We start from the raw sequence: 13,330 nt of genomic DNA, 5'->3' as shown, positions 1-13,330 counted from the left end.
TTCAAGCAAAAAGAAGGGGTAACTAAATTTCTTCTTGGTAATCAAAACCAAGTTCTTCAGCTAATTTGGCATAGCCTTCCTGCTCTAAACGAACAGCTAAGTCTGGGCCACCTGAGGCCACTATTCGCCCATCCATCATAACATGCACCACATCAGGCGTAATGTAATTCAACAAGCGTTGATAGTGCGTAATAATCATAGCACCAAAATGTTCACCACGCATAGCATTGACGCCCTTAGACACCACTTTCAGCGCATCAATATCTAGTCCAGAGTCAATTTCATCCAGTAGCGCAAAAGTTGGCTCTAGCATCAACAACTGCAAGATTTCATTACGTTTCTTTTCACCGCCAGAAAAACCTTCGTTTAGATAACGTTCTGCCATTTCTTCTTTCATATTGAGTAGTTCCATTTTTTCGTCCAATTTCATGATGAAATCACGAACAGAAATTTTTTCGTCGTCTTCTTTACCTGCATTCATAGCTGCACGCAAAAATTCTGCATTGGTAATGCCTGGAATTTCACTTGGATACTGCATAGCAAGAAAAAGCCCCATACGAGCTCGTTCGTCCACATCCAATTCTAAAATATTGACACCGTCAAAGAGAACTTCCCCTTCGGTTACCTCGTAATTTGGATTTCCCATAATCGCTGCTGATAGGGTGGATTTTCCCGTACCGTTTGGCCCCATAATGGCGGCTACTTCTCCTGTTTTAAGAGTCAGATTGACTCCTTTTAAGATTTTCTTTCCTTCAATTTCTACATGGAGGTCTTTGATTTCTAACACAGACATGGCAAACTTTCCTTTCTTCATATCCATAATCTACCTTACCAGTATAGCAAAAAAAAGCCAAAAAGGCTTTGATTTTGTTTAAGTGCGAGTCTACTTCTTTTTTCTATTTCTGAACTTTGTTCTGATTTCTTCCCGATAAGCAGAATTTCCGATAAAACGAAGAATATTGAGTAGCGGTGTTCGATTTGGATCCAGAACACCAATTAGTTCTACCAAAAGTTCCACTCCAAAAAGTAGTCCAATAATTAACAGTGTCCCACCAATTCGACTTGAAACATTTAGCAAAAGAGAAATCATGGCAAAAATCATAGAAATGCCATAAATAACCAAGACTGTCCCACGGTGGGTCAAGCCTAAAGAGAGCAGGCGGTGATGAAGATGACGTTTATCGGGGGTATAAAATTTTTGTCCAGATAAAGTTCTACGCACAATCGCTAAAAATGTGTCTGTAATCGGCACTCCCAGAATAATCATCGGAGTAATCACAGCGACAGCTGTCGCATTTTTCAAGCCTTGCAATGACAAAACCGCAATCATAAAACCGATAAACAGCGCTCCTGTATCTCCCAGATAAATAATAGCGGGGTGGTAATTGTAAGGGAAAAATCCTGCGATAGACATGACCAAGACAAAAATAGTTAAGGTTAGAAAGACATTGTGATCTGGCAAGAAAAAGTAGGAAACAATCCCCATTGTCACCAGCGAAATAATGGATACACCACTCACTAATCCGTCCAACCCGTCAATCAAATTAACGGCATTAGTAATCGAAATAATCCAGATAACGGTTAAAATGAAAGACAACCAAGGAGCAAAGTGCAGCAGCGGCCCACCAAAAGGAATTTTAAAATGATTCAAACGGAAATCCGTCAATAACCAAATCAAACTGGCAGCCAACACAATTCCTGACATCTTTGCTAAAGGCTTCAACTCTTTCACATCATCAATAAGCCCTGTTAAAGCAATGATGCCGCCGCCTGAGACAACCGGCCAAATATAATCAAAATAACCCTTTCCATGAAAGGTCGCTTGCACAATCATCGGCATAAAAACAAGTGTAGCAACCGAGAAAGAAATAACAATCGCTAAACCTCCGCTGCTTGGCATTGGTTTTTTGTTGATTCTTCGAGCATTGGGATAATCAACCGCGCCTATCTTAAATGCCAATAGACGCACTAAAGGTGTGAGAACTACACCAATAAAAAAGGTCCCAAGCAACACCAAAATGAATTTTAAAGGGAAAGGAATCATGAGCATTTAACCTTTTGAAGACTAGCAACCGCCTCGTTGACAAGTAATAAATAACCATGCTCTTGCAAAACAGCTCTTGTCACATCTGTGTCTTCTGCATGTTCACGCATAGAAGCCAAAAGCCAAGCTGGATAACGCTTAGGATGTCCTTCAATATCAACCAAGATTGTTAAATAATAGTAACCATCCATTTTGTACAACTCCGAAGTGTTAACAGCATAGTCTACTGTTTTAGAAAAGACAATCGCTTCTTTCAAGCTGGAAAATTTCAAGATATAATAGATATATTTTTGAGTAAGGTCGTCACTGTTTTCTTCTTGATCTTCTATGTCAGAAGTGCTCATATTATTTTCTGCTTCTGCCGTTTCCAAAGACCGAACAGCTTCAATATCGTCTTTGCTTTTCTCAAAAATATTTTTTTCTAATGTCTTTAAAAATTCATCTGGAGACATTTGAGACAGCTCTTCTACATCTGGTAAATCTGCCAAATCATCAAAGTTCAGATTCTTATCAATCTTAGACTTGGTGACAAAAACATCCAGTCGGTCTGGTTTAGGAGTTACACGAAAACTGAGCATACCGCTATCCAAAAAACTCTCGGGCATTTCCAACTCATCTAAAATTGCATAGAAAAACTCTTCTGTCTTTTCTTGCGGAACGAGAAAATCTGCCATCTCCATTCCACGTTCTTCTAAATCTTCTAATTTTATTGTGATCTTAATCGTTGTATCACTAATTTGCTTCATTTCCATCGCATTACCTCATACTTCTAGTCTTTTCATTATACTAAAATTTCGGGCTTTTTACAAAAAATAGACAACCTCATTTTCTTTTACCAATAAAAAACTCAACAAAAACTGTTGAGTTTTGAATACTTAAAAAATAGCTTTAAAGATTCCGTACACGATAAGCAAAACACCGAGCCCGATACGATATTTCCCAAAGATCGTAAAGTCGTGCTTTTTCACATAATCCGTCAAGAAACGAATCACATAGAGACTGACCCCGAACGCAACGCCCATTGCTACAAGCAGCAAGAAGAATTGCCCAAATCCAAGTGTGTTTCCTTTGATAATAAATTTCAAAATCTTCCAACCACTGGCACCAAACATGACAGGAATTCCCAAAAAGAAAGTAAACTCTGTCACCACAGAACGACTGGTCCCATTCAAAAGCCCACCTACAATGGTTGCTCCTGAACGACTTGTTCCTGGGAAAAGCGACAATACTTGAAATAGCCCAATGTAAAGCGCTGTTTTATAAGGCAAGCGATCCAAATTGGTAATCGCAGGTTCCACAGTTTTATTGCGTTTTTCTAACAAAATAAAGGCAACACCATAGATAATCAACATACATGCAACAGAAATGAAGTTATAAAAATGAGCATCAAACCAATCATCCAAAGGCAGCCCGATAATGGCAGCCGGCGCAGCTGCAATCACCACTTTCGCCCATAATTGCCATGTTTTCTGCACTTCACGCGCTGTCTTTCCAGGTTTAAACGGATTTAATTTATCAAAATAAATCACGACAACCGCTAAAATCGCTCCTAATTGGATTACAACATTGAACATCTCCATAAAAGCAGCATTCTGATCTTTATATTTGAGAAATTCTTGCACTAAAATTAAGTGACCTGTACTCGAAATCGGCAACCACTCGGTAATTCCTTCTACAATCCCAAAGATAATGGACTTCAATATTTCAACGATAAACATTTTCTTCTCCTAAGATTGATTTGTTTTATTATAGCATAATTTCAAGCAAGAGAATAGGGCACTTTTTTAAAAAGCGCCTCCGCCTCCGCCTCCGCCACCACCAGAGAAGCCGCCACCGCTACTTCCACCTGATGAAACAGAGAAACTGCTAGCCGAATTAGCTGCTGCCCCATAGCCAACAAAAGCATGTGAGCTCGCATGAAAATCATACACCATATCCTGATAAACAAAAGCATTCATCGATGGATTATCAATTGTGATTTTTCGTAGTTTCATCGTCTTGGTCACCTTATCTGCACAATTAAACATAGCAGCATAAACCAATAATCTGTTCCACAAAATCACTCCTTCCACTTCTGTATCCTTTAAATGAGCAATCTCATGCAGCATATTAGCAAAACTCTTCCAGTAATAATAGTTTTCTGCCCCTTCTTCATTTAAGACGCCATCACGCTTCACCATTTTGCATTTTCTCAAAAGGTAATACAGCATTCCGCCAGCAATGAAGAAGCTAACTACAAATTGATAAAATACGAGTCCATACTCCAAGAAAATCCAAGCTAAGATGCCAAGAGAAGCAAACACAATAAGATTCATAAGGAGCATTGAAAGATATAAACACAAGAGCTCCTTTTTAGCAACAGGGCGATAATTATTTGGTAATTGCTCACGCTCAATAATTTCATGTATATTTTCTGTAATAAGTTTTAAATAGCATTTTAATAGTTTTCTCACTCTGTTGCCTGCGCTACGAACAGCTTTCTCGCCACTATTATATATCTTATCGTCAATTTTAAAATCTGAAAACAAATTTTTCACAAGCAACTGCTTGTTGTTTCCCATAGCCATTTTTAAAAATTCTTTTTCAAAATCAGCTAAACCCTTATCTGTCACTCTTTGTAATTTTGGCTGTTTCGTATCATCTGTAAAAACAAGATTACCTCGATCAATCAAATCTAATAAAGTAGCTTGGACAAGATTTTCAAATTTCAGAGATGTAGCTTGTCGCTCAGTCGGATCCAATTCTGTCAAATCTACTGAATAAACATTTGAAGCAATGACCATTGGTGGTAAATCTTGCGGTATTTCATACAAACGAGCATGCTTAGGAAACGTTACACGGGATTTTGTTCTAAGATGAAAAATAATGTAAAAAGCCAAACTAATTAGGCCAACCAATACCAAAGCAAGTGGTAAGTCCCAGTCTACTAATCTCTGGTATTTTTTTGTACTGGTGGCAACTTCCTTTTCAACTTGACGAAACTCTTGCAACCGATTGCGTTTTGTAACAGCTAAACTATTTTCAGGAACAGTTACTAGCGATCGATCCCAATATGCATGAAATTCTAAATTTCTATTTTTAGCAATACTAGCGACACGGATCAGATAGCTATCTCCCTCTCGTGTCACTTGAGCTGGCTTCATAAAATAACCCGTGTGAGCATACAATTCAGTCTGTTGTGAAGTAGCTGGAGGAGTAATCCGAAATTCTACATTATTTAATTTTTTATCCCAATCACTGATTGGAATCCAGTGTAATTCTACAATATCATTGTAGACAAACAACATATTCTTCAACTTCCAAGTAACCGTAATGGTTACACGGTCTCCTTTATTACCGGCATTATAAATTTTATATTTATAACCACCCGCAATGTATTCCTGAACAGCAGTAATATCCGTTTTTGGTTGTCCATTTCTTAAAGCTAGAATCGTCGGCTTTCCTTCCACATCAAAGCCCAGAGGAACTTTACCAGATGTCCCCAAAGTAATGATTTGTCCTCTGTAGCCGCTTGAAAAATGGTAATTGACTGTTTCAACAAATGTCGCTGTATTATCAGAATGAATCTGTAAATTGCCTTTATAGGATTCAATATCGTAACTCACTGCCAAAACTCGCTGGCTAATGAACAAACACGAGAAAAAAATCACCATACTCCAAAAGAACTTTTTCATCTGACAACCTCCTTTTACTGGTTAGATTTATTATACCATTTTTTCAAGTAAGGGTTTACCCAATATTGAAAAGCATCGCTTTTTTCGATATAATACAAGGAACCTATTTTAAAATTAGGAGAATAATATGAAGAAAATTTGCTTATCTCTATTTACACTTTTTCTGTTCAGTTTAGGATTTGTAAATACCGTTCATGCCGATGAATATTTACGTATCGGAATGGAGGCAGCTTACGCTCCGTTCAACTGGACGCAGGACGATGACAAAAACGGCGCAGTCAAAATCGAAGGTACCAATCAATATGCCAACGGTTATGATGTCCAAATTGCAAAACAAGTCGCAAAAGAATTAGGCAAAAAACCGTTAGTAGTCAAAACGTCTTGGAATGGTTTGATTCCTGCTTTAACATCAGGAAAATTGGACATGATTATAGCAGGTATGAGCCCGACTGCCGAGCGGAAAAAAGAAATTGCTTTTTCAAATAGCTACTATACTAGTGAGCCAGTGCTACTTGTCAAAAAAGATAGTGCCTACGCCAATGCCAAAACCTTAAATGACTTCAAAGGGGCAAAAATCACGTCCCAGCAAGGTGTCTATCTTTATAATCTAATTTCACAATTGACTGGTGCTAAGCAAGAAACTGCAATGGGAGACTTTGCTCAAATGCGCCAAGCACTTGAGTCAGGAGTGATAGACGGCTACATTTCTGAGCGCCCTGAAGCCCTCACTGCAGAAGCTGCGAACTCAAAATTTAAAATGATTCAGTTCAAAAAAGGTTTTGAAGTGAATCAAGAAGACGCTACCATTGCAATTGGAATGCGCAAAAACGACAATCGTATAGAGCAAGTTAATGCTGCTATCGCTAAAATCAGTGTCAAAGACCAAACTGCTTTAATGGATAAGATGATTCGAAATCAGCCTGTTGAGACAGACTCTAGCCAAGATAAGACAAGTTTCTTTGGACAAGTGACAAAGATTCTAAAAGATAACTGGCCCCAATTTCTGCGTGGAGCTGGTTTAACTCTTCTCATTTCCATTACTGGCACAATCGCAGGACTCATCATTGGACTCTTAATCGGTGTCTATCGCACAGCTCCTACTGCCAAAAATAAAGTTCTAGCGATGTTACAAACCTTATTCAGCTGGTTCTTGAATATCTATATTGAAATTTTCCGTGGAACACCTATGATTGTTCAATCGATGGTTATTTACTACGGTACAGCACAAGCTTTTGGAGTTTCTATTGATCGGACAATCGCTGCTATCTTTATTGTTTCAATCAACACCGGCGCTTATATGAGTGAAATTGTCCGCGGAGGAATTTTCGCCGTTGACAAAGGACAATTTGAAGCCGCAACCGCTCTAGGAATGACACATAATCAAACCATGCGCAAAGTTGTTCTTCCACAAGTCGTACGCAATATTCTACCTGCTACAGGGAATGAATTTGTCATAAACATTAAAGATACTTCTGTACTGAATGTTATCTCCGTTGTTGAACTTTATTTCTCAGGAAATACGATTGCCACTCAAACTTACCAATATTTCCAAACTTTCACCATTATTGCTGTTATCTACTTTGTCCTAACATTTACTGTCACTCGCATTCTTCGCTATGTAGAACGCCGTTTTGACACAGACGAGTACACAACAGGCGCTAATCAAATGCAAACGAAAGGAATAAAAGCATGAGTGATATCATTTTAGAAATTAAGCATCTCAAAAAATCTTATGGCCAAAATGAAGTTTTAAAAGATATTTCTCTCACTGTCCACTCTGGCGAAGTTATCTCTATCATTGGAAGCTCTGGTAGCGGAAAATCAACTTTCTTGCGCTCTATCAATCTCCTCGAAGAACCAAGTGGCGGTGAAATCCTTTACCGTGGAGAAAATGTGCTAGAAGAAAATTATAATCTCACCCACTACCGTGAAAAATTGGGGATGGTTTTCCAAAGTTTCAATCTTTTTGAAAATCTCAATGTTCTTGAAAATACTATTGTTGGACAGACAACCGTTCTCAAGAGAGAACGCGCAGAGGCTGAAAAAATTGCCAAAGATAATCTTGAAAAAGTCGGTATGGGCGAGCTTTATTGGCAAGCAAAGCCAAAACAACTCTCTGGCGGACAAAAGCAACGTGTCGCTATTGCACGCGCCTTATCTATGAATCCAGATGCCATTTTATTTGACGAACCAACATCAGCCCTCGACCCTGAAATGGTCGGTGAAGTACTAAAAATTATGAAAGACCTTGCTCAAGAAGGTTTAACCATGATTGTCGTCACCCATGAAATGGAATTTGCGCGTGATGTTTCAAACCGTGTCATTTTCATGGACAAAGGCATCATTGCTGAGGAAGGTAAACCAGATGATATTTTCACTCATCCTAAAAAAGAACGTACGAAAGAATTCTTACAACGCTATTTACGATAAAAATAGGAAAGACGAGACTAAAACATCTAGCCTCGTCTTTTTTTCTATCCAAAATAGTTACTATCTCTTTTGAAAACTAATTTTTATTCAAACAAAACAAAACGTTTGAACATATATTTCTTAGAAAATATACTATAAAAAAGTAAATTTCTAATTTTTTGGAATATTTTTTATAATATAATCTATAAAAGAAAGCGTTTTATGATTTTTTTGTAAAAATATTCGTTTAAAGCGTATGGTATTTTTTGAATAAATAAGTTTTTTTATATATAATTATTCATTACTTTAATCTCAAACCACATTATTGTACGATAGTAAATAAAAAAAGCAGGCTGCCAGCCTGCTAAAAATTCGATGATTAGTTTTCAAATTTTTCGTGATTTTTGTCGTAAAAATCAATCAATCCGAGAGCGGTTTCAAATGAAATATTCTTCACTTTAGCACGTCCTTGAGCAAGAGCAATGATAGACATTTCACGAGCGTTCGTTTCTTTACTGATGCGATAACCCGTGATTTTTTTATCACGAACCCAGCTAACAACTGATTCTACTTTTTCAAAGTTAGATTTAGCCATTTCCTTCTCCTATTTATTATTTCTAACTAAACATTTTAAATGTTTTTATTTGTTTTGTCAATGGAAAAGACAACTTATTTTGACGAATAAAATAATTCAGAATATTCTTTATTTTGCTTTAAGAGCTGATAAAATTTGCGTTCGGATACTTTCTACTCCGTCAGGATTGGCTGGTAAGAAAATTGTATTATTTCCCTTATTATCTGCAAAATTATTCAATGTATCAAGATATTGGTTGGTTAAAAGAATTGACATGATTTGTTCTTCTTTCAATTCAACATTTGCACCTTTTAACTCTTTGATAGAGTCTGCCAAGCCATCCACAATCGCTTTACGCTGTTCTGCAATCCCAACACCATGAAGACGATCTTTTTCTGCTTCTGCTTCTGCAGCAGTGACAATTTTAATTTTATCGGCTTCAGCTAATTCTTGAGCAGCGACACGTTTCCGTTGAGCAGCATTGATTTCGTTCATTGATTGCTTAACCTCTGCATCTGGCTCAACTTTTGTAATCAAGGTTTTTACGATAATATAACCATAAGTAGACATTTCTTCTGCTACTTGCTTTTGTACTTCAAGTGCGATTTCATCTTTCTTTTCAAACAATTCGTCCAATGTCAATTTAGGAACAGATGACCGCAAGGCATCTTCAATATAAGACTTAATTTGAGCTTCTGGACGAATCAATTTATAGTAAGCATCTGTTACGTTATTTTCATTCACACGATATTGCGTTGCAACATTCATCATGACAAATACATTATCTTGTGTCTTCGTTTCGACAACAATCTCACTTTGCAACAGACGTAATTGCACACGCGCTGCGATATGATCAATGCCAAATGGCAAGCGTAAATGAATTCCGCTATTACTAAGTTTTTGATATCTACCAAAGCGCTCTATAATTGCTACAGACTGTTGACGAACAACATATAAGGAACTAAAAAGAATAACAATCAGTACGATAACAATAATTGGCAATACTAAAAATAACATGATATGAAACTCCTATCTTCTTTTTCAAGATTATAGCATACTTAAACGTGTTTATCAAACAAAAGCGATAAAAGCTAGTTAAGTTATTATATTAAATTTCTCTGCATCCATATCTCACAAAAACTTATTTATATCCAACCATTTTCTTGAGCAATTCGAACTGCTTCCAAACGATTTTCTGCTGTTAATTTCGTTAGAATACTCGACATATAATTGCGAATGGTACCATTTGATAGATAAAGCTTTTGCGCAATTTCTTTACTAGATAAGCCTCTTGCTGTTGCTTGCAAAACTAAAATTTCTTGATTGGACAAGGGATTCTTACTTGTCATCATGACTTCCATCAACTCAGGAGAATATTCTTTTTTTCCGGCTAATACTGTTTGAATCGTTTTCATAAGGTCAGCTATGCTGCGTTCTTTTAAAACATAAGCATCTACATTAGACTTTACAGCACGTTCAAAATAGCCCGGACGTTTAAACGTGGTGACAATGATAACTTTAACAACTGATTGCTGCTCCTTAACCCATTCTAAAACATCTAAACCTGTTTTTTCTGGCATTTCCACATCTAAAATAGCAACATCAATATTTTGGGATTGGAGAAGATCCAGTGCTTCCTGACCATTAGAAGCCTGATGAACCATTTCGACATCTGGCTGCATTTCTAGTAATTGGCACAAAGCATCCCGTAACATACTTTGATCTTCGGCTACTAATAATTTCATCTGTATCCCTCCATTGGCAAGTGTACTCGAATCTTAGTTGGCTGTTTATAATTTAAAATCTCTACTTGTCCAGACAAAGCTTCTACACGCTCCTGAACCGAATGTAATTCTTTTCCTGTGACAGTTTTGAAACCTTTCCCATTATCCTCAACATCAGCAATTAAGCGTTTATCTTCAGAATATAAACGAATTTTACAATGACTTGCTTGAGCATGTTTGATGATATTCGTCGCCAATTCTAGTAAAACCATACTTAAGCTTGATTGCATAGTTGGTGCAATACTAGCTATATTGAGTTGATTCAGTACTTGTACTTGAATCCCACTCATTTCTAACATCACTTGAATCGTCACCAATTCATCATCTAACGTTCGTGTTTTGAGATTATCAATAATTCGTCGTACATCCGCCATAGATTGCTTGCTAATTTCATGCACTTCTTGCAATTCTTTGCCAGCTTTCTCATAAGCTTTCATTTGAAGAAACTGTTGCGCCAATTCTGTCTTGATACTGAGCATAGCAAAGGTATGCCCTAGACTATCATGTAAGTCTCGACCAATCCGATTACGCTCATTTTCTGCTAGAAAAAGATTCAGCTGGACATTTTGTTTGACCTTTTCTTCCTTGATCCGCTCTGTCATTTGAATCCGATGGAGACCAAAGGTCAAGCCATCCGAAAAGAGAAAGGTTACAACAAAGAAGAGTAGCTCTGCTGGACCAACATTACCCACCAAGTAATTAGTCATCACAATAATGGGCTGCAAGGCGATAAAGGTTAAAAAACGCCAGGATTTAAAAGAAATATCATCTAGTTCGTAAATAAGCAGATTAGATAGATAAAAAATGTACCAAGTAAACCCTCCATTTAACCAGACAGAACCATAATATATGTAAGCTACCAAGAACCACCAAGAAAGAAACTGGATAAGGCGATGGTTACTTAACAAGACTGCATAGTAAGACACAACAAAAGTAGCTGTCCAGAGCAAGACGAAAAGCGGGTATTCCCCGCTAATCCCCCCCGCCACTGGAAAGATGATAAAGACCAGCGCAATATGAAACATATAGTGGACTTGTTTAAATTTTTCCCACATGGTTTTATTTTACCTCAATTCGCTTTTTGAGTTGCAGCACAAGAATGCTAACCAAAACCGTATAAATCAGAACAATCAAAGCGGCCTTGCCATTGAACTGATGGTGTTCTAGATAAGAAGACACAACCTGCATCAGTTGATAACTTGGCGTCAGCTTACCGATGGATTGGAGCCATTTTGGGAACATGGTCAGAGGGAACCATAGCCCGCCTAGAACAGCCAGTGCCATATAGACGATATTTCCCACTACAGACATGAGCTGAGCGCTTGGCAAGAGGCTAACCAATACACCCATGGCAATAAAGACCATACTTCCCACCAGAAGTATCAAGGCAATAATGAGCCAGTCCACCATTGGTAGATTGACCCCGCGTACAAAATGCCCGACTGAAAAGACCACGATAATGGAAAGCATGAAAGTCAACAGCGTACTACAGAGTTTTGATATATAGTATTTTACCATAGAAATCGGCGAGTGCTGAATCATTTTTTGCCAGTTATTATTTTTATCAGACTGCAAAGTGCTTGGAATACTAAAGAAGGCGCTAGACATGATACTAAAAACAGTCATTGAAAAGAGATATGCCTGAAGTACACTAGCTGGTGCATTCCCCGACATCATACCAGAAAATATTAAGTAAAAAACACTGGGTAAGCCGATAGACAGTAAATAATAAGCTGCTTGTCGCTTCATCAAAATTAACTCAATCTTCATTAAACTAGTCATATATTTCATGATAGATCTCCTTTTACTCTTGCGTTGTCTCAAAAATACTATCCAACAACGTTCGGTTGCGTACTTCAATTTCCTCAATCGTACAGCCATTATGGATCAAGACTTGCCATACTTTACTGGCCTCTTTAGTTGCAAAGGACAGAGCACTTTGCTTGATTTCGATTTCGGTTGCTTCAGGTAAGTTTTCTACAATAGCTTGGTAAGAAAGCGGAATAGTGAAGTGTTTTTCCTGTTCTTCACTACGCATGGCATACGGCGTCGTATCTCGGATTAGTTCTCCCTTATGTAGCACCAAAATACGATCCGCTGTATGCTCCACTTCTTCGATATAGTGAGAAGAATAAACAATAGTCACACCATTTTTCTTTAGTTCATCCACAACTTCCCAAAAATGCTGTCTTGTAGAAGTATCCATAGCAGAAGTTGGTTCATCTAAAAAGAGTATCTTCGGACGCCCGATAAGAGCTAAAACAAAAGAAAGTAACCGTTTTTGTCCACCAGACAATTTACTGGCCAACTGTTCTTTTTGCTTATCCGTAAATTTCAACAGAACATCAATTTCCTGATTGCTCAGACTATTTGGGTAAACACTTTGGAAAAAGTTTAATAGTTCATTTACCTTCAAATCTGCCACGACTGTGTTTTCTTGTGGCAAAATAGCAACTACCTGTTTCAATTGATTATTTGTCGGCTGCAAACTCTGAATCCTGACCTGTCCACCTGTAAGAAACTTATCACCCAACAAGCAATCCATTAGTGTCGTTTTCCCAGCCCCATTTGGACCAATCAACGCCACACATTCTCCATCGTTAATTGTAAAAGAAATATTTTTCAAAATTTCTTTCCCACGAATCTCTTTGGACAAATCCTTTACTTCAATCAAATTCATCTTTTTCCTCCTTGATAAGTACATACATAAAGACTGAGCAACCAAGATTGCAAAGACACTCCAAAAATAGTGTAAAATACCAGTGGTCTTAATCCTACTTCCAAAGAACAAGCGTACAGAATACTCGTTATCAATCTTCATCAAGATATTACATTATAATGACCA

Annotated in this window: 13 protein-coding genes; 2 read left to right on the top strand and 11 right to left on the bottom strand. The window is 37.6% G+C overall.

Annotated features, from left to right (window positions below; translation table 11 throughout):
* Positions 1–22: 22 nt before the first annotated feature.
* From sufC to HMPREF2963_RS07510, 5 genes are all read right to left on the bottom strand, one after another.
* Complete coding sequence (gene sufC, locus HMPREF2963_RS07530) at positions 23–793, bottom strand: Fe-S cluster assembly ATPase SufC (RefSeq protein WP_070669314.1); 771 nt, start codon at positions 791–793, stop codon at positions 23–25.
* 90 nt (positions 794–883) lie between these two features.
* Positions 884–2,050 (bottom strand): glycosyltransferase family 4 protein, encoded by a 1,167-nt coding sequence (locus HMPREF2963_RS07525; protein WP_070669313.1) that lies wholly within the window; start codon positions 2,048–2,050, stop codon positions 884–886.
* Positions 2,041–2,796: an adaptor protein MecA gene (gene mecA, locus HMPREF2963_RS07520; protein WP_003070299.1), complete on the bottom strand. Its 756-nt coding sequence runs from the start codon at positions 2,794–2,796 to the stop codon at positions 2,041–2,043. Before mecA ends, HMPREF2963_RS07525 begins: the two co-directional genes overlap by 10 nt.
* Positions 2,797–2,919: 123 nt before the next feature.
* Complete coding sequence (locus HMPREF2963_RS07515) at positions 2,920–3,762, bottom strand: undecaprenyl-diphosphate phosphatase (protein WP_037597777.1); 843 nt, start codon at positions 3,760–3,762, stop codon at positions 2,920–2,922.
* Between the two features lie 66 nt (positions 3,763–3,828).
* A complete protein-coding gene (locus tag HMPREF2963_RS07510; RefSeq protein ID WP_070669312.1) occupies positions 3,829–5,718 on the bottom strand; it encodes a DUF2207 domain-containing protein in 1,890 nt (629 codons plus the stop codon).
* 127 nt (positions 5,719–5,845) lie between these two features.
* Here HMPREF2963_RS07510 and HMPREF2963_RS07505 point away from each other — a divergent pair, with 127 nt between their 5' ends.
* Both HMPREF2963_RS07505 and HMPREF2963_RS07500 read left to right on the top strand, forming a co-directional pair.
* Positions 5,846–7,411, top strand: coding sequence for an ABC transporter substrate-binding protein/permease (locus tag HMPREF2963_RS07505; RefSeq protein WP_070669311.1), 1,566 nt, complete (start codon positions 5,846–5,848; stop codon positions 7,409–7,411).
* A complete protein-coding gene (locus HMPREF2963_RS07500; RefSeq protein WP_003070309.1) occupies positions 7,408–8,148 on the top strand; it encodes an amino acid ABC transporter ATP-binding protein in 741 nt (246 codons plus the stop codon). The genes HMPREF2963_RS07505 and HMPREF2963_RS07500 overlap by 4 nt, the downstream gene beginning before the upstream one ends.
* Before the next feature lie 358 nt (positions 8,149–8,506).
* Here HMPREF2963_RS07500 and HMPREF2963_RS07495 read toward each other — a convergent pair whose 3' ends face one another.
* The 6 genes from HMPREF2963_RS07495 to HMPREF2963_RS07470 form a co-directional block, all read right to left on the bottom strand.
* Positions 8,507–8,722, bottom strand: coding sequence for a capsule biosynthesis transcriptional regulator (locus tag HMPREF2963_RS07495; RefSeq protein WP_003025899.1), 216 nt, complete (start codon positions 8,720–8,722; stop codon positions 8,507–8,509).
* Between the two features lie 108 nt (positions 8,723–8,830).
* Positions 8,831–9,718 carry an SPFH domain-containing protein gene (locus HMPREF2963_RS07490; RefSeq protein WP_006267612.1) on the bottom strand — a complete coding sequence of 296 codons (888 nt, stop codon included), beginning with the start codon at positions 9,716–9,718 and terminating at the stop codon, positions 8,831–8,833.
* Positions 9,719–9,846: 128 nt separating this feature from the next.
* Positions 9,847–10,446 carry a response regulator transcription factor gene (locus HMPREF2963_RS07485; RefSeq protein WP_006270048.1) on the bottom strand — a complete coding sequence of 200 codons (600 nt, stop codon included), beginning with the start codon at positions 10,444–10,446 and terminating at the stop codon, positions 9,847–9,849.
* Complete coding sequence (locus HMPREF2963_RS07480; protein WP_070669310.1) at positions 10,443–11,540, bottom strand: sensor histidine kinase; 1,098 nt, start codon at positions 11,538–11,540, stop codon at positions 10,443–10,445. The genes HMPREF2963_RS07485 and HMPREF2963_RS07480 overlap by 4 nt, the downstream gene beginning before the upstream one ends.
* Positions 11,541–11,544: 4 nt before the next feature.
* Positions 11,545–12,276, bottom strand: coding sequence for an ABC transporter permease (locus HMPREF2963_RS07475; RefSeq protein ID WP_070669309.1), 732 nt, complete (start codon positions 12,274–12,276; stop codon positions 11,545–11,547).
* A gap of 13 nt (positions 12,277–12,289) precedes the next feature.
* Positions 12,290–13,165 carry an ABC transporter ATP-binding protein gene (locus HMPREF2963_RS07470; RefSeq protein WP_049493555.1) on the bottom strand — a complete coding sequence of 292 codons (876 nt, stop codon included), beginning with the start codon at positions 13,163–13,165 and terminating at the stop codon, positions 12,290–12,292.
* Between the last annotated feature and the right edge of the window lie 165 nt (positions 13,166–13,330).

This window comes from Streptococcus sp. HMSC067A03 (assembly GCF_001814295.1).
Classification (GTDB): Bacteria; Bacillota; Bacilli; order Lactobacillales; family Streptococcaceae; genus Streptococcus; species Streptococcus constellatus.
This window is presented reverse-complemented; position numbering and strand designations above follow the sequence as displayed.